The organism is Chrysiogenia bacterium (assembly GCA_020434085.1).
GTDB lineage: Bacteria > JAGRBM01 > JAGRBM01 > JAGRBM01 > JAGRBM01 > JAGRBM01.
This window is the reverse complement of the sequence record JAGRBM010000561.1, coordinates 1-3,377: the sequence shown is the minus strand read 5'-3', so window position 1 is coordinate 3,377 and position 3,377 is coordinate 1. Positions and strand designations below refer to the sequence as shown.

Below are 3,377 nucleotides of genomic sequence, written 5' to 3'. Positions count from 1 at the left end.
CCCACCCGGCGCGCGCGCGTTCAATCCACTGCGCTGCCGGTCCGGGATGAGTGAGCGCGAGCACCGGCCGGCGCGCGGCCAGATATTCATAGAGCTTGCCGGGAACGACGCTTTCGCAGGCGTTCGGCTCATAGCCCAGATACAACAGGACATCGGCCCGTTGTTGCAGTGGCGCGATTTCGAGATTCGGCAAATAGCCCAGTTCTTCGATCAGCGCGGTGGCATCGCCCGCAGCGCTCTTCAGCGCGCTACCCTCGGAGCCTGCATAGGTGACGCGCACGGACGCGGCCTTCTCGCTATCGGTTCCAATCCACGTGCGAAGGCTCTGCGCAAAGCGGGCGAGGTCCTGACCCAGAAGCTGCGTGCCGGTGAAAACAAAGCGCAGCTTCTCGCAGCGCTGGTAAAGGTCAGGCCCGGAAAAGTCGTAGAGCTCGGGATCGTAGCCGTTGGGAATGACGTGGGTGCGCGGCGCAATGGGCGGATGAATTTCTGCAAAGTCGCGTGCGGTGGGTTCGGTGGTCGTGAGAATACAGTCGGCGCGGCGAAGCACCGCGTGCTCCATGCTTCGCTCGATCGCAAGCTGCAAGGGATTGGTGTGGGGGTAGTCCGGCATTCGCGTCCAGGCATCGCGAAAATCGCACACCCAGGGCGGGCCGCCGCGCATGCGCAGGTTCCGGCCGATCCAGTGGCAGGTAAACGGCGGCGCGGTGGTGAGGACGGCATGAAAGCGTTGCTCGGAGAGCAGGCGCCGCGCCGCGCGCACTGCGAAAGGATACCAGCCGAAAAACTCATCGGGAGTCTGCCAGAGCGGCTTGACCGCATCGACGATGCCCCTGCGAAGTGCGCTGCGCTCGGGCGCCGCATCGTTTTCCGGCGCGAGCGCATTTTCGGTGGAGCGTGCGGGAAGCAGCTTTCGCGCGCGCTCGCGCAGGCTCACCGCGGAGATGTACGGCGTGCGCACGACCCGCACCTCGGGCGGGATGCGTGCGAGCCCGCTCTCGTCGCGGCTCGACCAGTAACCGGCCTCAACAGTGAGCACCGTGGGCATCCATCCCTGCGCCGGCAGGTGGCGTACCCACTGCAGCGGGCGCTGCACGCCGCCGCCGCCGAGCGGCGGGAAGTAGTAGGCGATGAGAAGAAGTTGCTTCACGAAATGTCGGTTTCCTCGGGGCGTCAGCGGAATTTTATTAGAATTTGTTAATAAACATGCCGCCGACTGGTCATAGCCTACCAGCCCGGCGGCTCGGGTGGCTATACTGCCGCCGGCTCAAGACCCCTGAATCCGGAGGAACTTCGGACATGGCGCGTACAGGTGCCAGGACTTTCATATTACTCCTCTCCATGGTGTTTGCCGTGGCGTGCAGCAGCGATCGCGACGATGCGCCGGCACCCGATGTGACCAGCGGAAGCGTTGCCGAGGCGCCGGCACCCGACGCGCCGGCCGATACGGCGACGGAGGCTGCCGAATCCGCGCCGGCAGCAGCGGAAGCACAAAAAACCGAGGAGGCGCCCACCTCGGTTGCCGCTCCGGGTTACCAGCCAGGCTCGCGCGAACCCGATTACAAGCACCTGGCGCAGATCCGCAAGGCGCGCGACGAGGCCAAGGGCAAGCTCGCCCGCATGTATCTGAAATTCAGTCGCCACCATGAATGGATCGAAAATACGGTCGTCATGCTGGCCACCGACGGCAGCTATGCCAGCGTGATGCTTCACTATGACGAGGGCTTCAAGCAGATGGTCCTCGACATGAAGAAGGGTTACGTCTACGAGCTCGAGTTCGAAGTGAACGAGGTCTCCAGCGGCGGACAGCCCCGCGGCGAAATCCTCAGCATTGATCGTCGCTCCAGCGGTCCGGTCGCCGATCAGACCAAGTTCCTGCCCGCCGTCGAAGCGGTGCAGGCGGCCAAGCAGCTTCCCGAATATGTGAAGGAAGCGCGGCGCAAGAAAATGCGCGAGACGCTGGAGAACCTTGCCGAATCGGTAGAGGAAAATGCAGAAGCGGGGCCTTCGAGCGATTCCGAGTAGGGCCTGATTCCAGAAAGAAAAACGCCCCCGAATCCGGGGGCGTTTTTTGTTGCACTCGAATGGGCTCAGCCGTCGAGTTCTTCGGCCAGTGCGAGCTCCACGTTGCCCTTTACCTGCACGCGGGTGCGGCTGCGTTCCAGCGTATCGCGCAGGGTCTCGATGATCTTCATCTCGTCCTTGTCGGAGAGTTCGAGGATCTCCTTGAGCGCGATGCCGATGTGGGGAATGTACTTCTCGATGTAGGAGCGTTTCTTGAGCTCTTCGGCCGCGCGGCGCTTGCTGCGAATGTGACGGGCCAGCTCGCGGCCGCAGTCCTGCAGCGCCAGGCGCATTTCCTTGACGATCTCGGGGTAGTGGGCGACCGCTTCCTTGCTCTCGGAAGTGAAGGGTACCCACGCGCTGGCGATGTGCACGCAGATGACCATGGGGCCCGAGGGCAGGGCGCCGCGGGCCTGCTGCAGGCCGTAGTTCTTCCAGTCCACGCCCATGACCGCCTTGGCGATGGCGCCGGCATTGGCCTGGTATTGCAGCGGCACGCGGTTGGCCAGGCGCAACACCTCGGCCAGCGCATCGACCGGCAGCTTGCCGCCGTAGGCAAGACCCACCTCGATCTGGAAGGGGTTGCCGCGGTAGACCGCCGGGCGGCGCGTGCGGGTGAAGACGAGCTCGCACTCGTAGCGCGATTCCAGGCTCGTGCGCAGCAGGTCCTCGCCGATGGGTGAGAGGCAGTTGGTCGGCGGCGCAAGGAGCTGCTTCTTCTGGATGATCTTGTGCAGGCGCTCGATCTCGGCGGGCATGGCGTCCCGGGGCTTTTTGCGCACGGAGATGTTGGCTTCCTTGAGAAGCTCGGTGGATACCTTGTCGGAGACGCGGGAGAAGTCGCTGGTCAGGGCGGACTTGATCGTCGGCGCGCGCGTGTCCTGGATGATCTTCATGAGCATGCCGAGCTCCACGCCGTGGGGGTGGGGCTTGATCTCGCGCGCCTCGATGGGCAGTTCCTCGGCCGCGCGCGGGTAGAATGCCTTCTCCCCGTCGGGCGCGATGAAGGTGACCTGGCAGTGCGGGTTCGCCACGGCAGTGGCCTGCAGATACTCATCGACGCTGCGCTTGCCGCGCTTGTAGATGCCTTCGAGTTCGATCTCTACCTGGGTGCCGTGATCGAGGTCGAAGTCGACCTCTTCGTCGCGCAGGATTTCGGGCTCGTTGCTGCGCGTGTTGATGCGGATGTCGAAGGCGTGGGCCGGCTTGCCCTTGGCCGTGCGGGAGATCGCCGTGATCGGCTTGCCCGTGGTCAGGTGGCCGTACATGCCCGCGGCCGAGATGCCGATGCCCTGCTGCCCGCGCGACTGCTT

At 64.3% G+C, this 3,377-nt stretch carries 3 protein-coding genes; 1 reads left to right on the top strand and 2 read right to left on the bottom strand.

The annotated features are described in order from the left end of the window. A partial coding sequence (locus KDH09_18530; GenBank protein ID MCB0221700.1) for a glycosyltransferase occupies nucleotides 1-1,150 on the bottom strand: 1,150 nt, incomplete at its 3' end. A gap of 149 nt (nucleotides 1,151-1,299) precedes the next feature. Between KDH09_18530 and KDH09_18525 the strand changes: the two genes are divergently transcribed. Beyond that, nucleotides 1,300-2,025 carry a hypothetical protein gene (locus tag KDH09_18525; protein MCB0221699.1) on the top strand — a complete coding sequence of 242 codons (726 nt, stop codon included), beginning with the start codon at nucleotides 1,300-1,302 and terminating at the stop codon, nucleotides 2,023-2,025. Nucleotides 2,026-2,090: 65 nt separating this feature from the next. On the opposite strand, the gene KDH09_18520 is transcribed toward KDH09_18525, so the two are convergent. After that, on the bottom strand, nucleotides 2,091-3,377 hold a 1,287-nt coding region (locus KDH09_18520), incomplete at its 5' end, for a DNA topoisomerase VI subunit B (protein MCB0221698.1).